This window comes from Nonomuraea longicatena (assembly GCF_039525605.1).
GTDB lineage: Bacteria > Actinomycetota > Actinomycetes > Streptosporangiales > Streptosporangiaceae > Nonomuraea > Nonomuraea longicatena.
On the sequence record NZ_BAAAHQ010000020.1, the window covers coordinates 1 to 1,629 of the forward strand.

The window sequence follows — 1,629 nt, forward strand, 5'->3', positions numbered from 1 at the left end:
CGAGCTCTACCAGATCATCACCACGAACGATCATGAACTCGCGGCTTGACATCGATAGGAGCATCCCGCACCCGGCGGGAGGCCGCACGGGGTCCGGCCCCGCGCGGCCTCACGCGGCCTCACGGGGCCCTCACAGAGCTCAGTACAGCGCCGTGGCGTTCGGCGCGACGTCTCCCCGGAACAGGCCGTCCGGATCGACCTCCGCGCGGACCCGGTCGGCGCGGCGGACCGAGGCCGCGTCCAGATGCCGCTGCGGCTGCGTGAAGCTCTCCACGAACGACGGCACCGTCAGCCCGGTGTCCCACGGGCGCAGCGCCGTACGGGCCAGCGCGCGGTGCTCGTCGAGCGCCCGCGCCGCCGCCGCGTCCACCGGGACGCCGGAACCCGCGTAGGAGTAGGGCGCCTCCACCCGCGCGAGCGCGCCGCCGTCCGGCCCGGACTCGGTGAAGGCGCCGCCGAGTTGCCGCAGCCCCGCGATGACCAGCGGCGAGCCCGAGCCGGGCCCGAACAGCCGCAGGAACGCGTCGACCGCCTCCGCGTCCAGGTCGCCGAGCAGCATGTGGTCGCCGGTGAACGGCACCGGCTCGGTCGGGTCCATGTGCGCGTGCAGCGCCCCGGACAGCGACGTGAACGACCACGCGTGCATCACCGGGTCCGCGACGGCGAGCAGCGGCCGCAGCATCTGGTCGGCCAGCCGCTGCGCCGTCGCCGGATCGCCTCCCGCGGGCACCAGGACGGCCCCGTCGACCGCCACGGACTCCCCGACGAGCGCGGGCGGCACGTCCGGCACCGGCGGCAGGTTCATCAGCCGCAGGGACGTCGTCACCGCGCGCGGCGCCCCGCGCGTCCACCGCAGCCAGCGCCGCAGCAGCGGCTCGGCGTGCTCGGCCGCCCAGTACGTGGAGCCGGTGACGACCCCCGCCGCCTCGAACAGCCCGACCTCGACCGCCGTCACGACGCCGAACCCGCCGCCACCGCCGCGCAGCGCCCAGAACAGCTCGGGCTCGTGGCCCGCGTCCACCCGGCGCGGCTCGCCGTCGGCCGTGACCAGTTCGATCGCGCGCACGCTGTTGACGGCCAGCCCGAGCTGCCTGCCGTACGGGCTGAGGCCGCCGCCGAGAAGGTAGCCGACGACCCCCACGGTGGGGGAGGAGCCGTGCGCCACGGCCAGTCCGTGCGCGCAGGCCGCGTCCACGACCGGGCCCCAGGACGTCCCCGCCGGGATCCGCGCCACCCGCCGGGCGGTGTCGATCTCGACGGTGCCGTCCATCTCGGTCCTGACGAGCAGCGCGCCGTCCATCGGGCCGCCGGACCCGGCCGCGTGGCCGGTGCTGTGCACGCGCACCCCCAGCCCCTTCGCGCGGGCGTGCTCCAGCGCGGCCTGGACCTGCCCGACGGTCCTCGCGGTCGTCGCGGCCGAGGGCCGGGCGGGCGCCGCGAGGTTGAACACCCGCGTCGCGGCCTCGTAACCGGCCTCGCCGGGCACCGACACGGCCGTACTCACTCCATCGAACACTGCCATGGGCGCATCATCGCACCCGCTCCGACCTCGCAACTTCTCCCGAGATGCCGAACCGGCGGGCCCTCACGGACGGCATGCGGCGAGGGGCGGGGCGTGCTCCCCCCCGC

The 1,629-nt window shown here is 76.2% G+C and carries 1 protein-coding gene; it reads right to left on the minus strand.

All coding sequences use genetic code 11. From position 1 onward, the window contains the following. Positions 1-139: 139 nt before the first annotated feature. A complete protein-coding gene (locus tag ABD120_RS19180; protein ID WP_343951299.1) occupies positions 140-1,522 on the minus strand; it encodes an FAD-binding oxidoreductase in 1,383 nt (460 codons plus the stop codon). Positions 1,523-1,629: the final 107 nt, after the last annotated feature.

Bases quoted from the DNA above. Each gene is read 5' to 3' on its own strand.
- ABD120_RS19180 (WP_343951299.1), bottom strand. From the start codon at position 1,522: ATGGCAGTGTTCGATGGAGTGAGTACGGCCGTGTCGGTGCCCGGCGAG.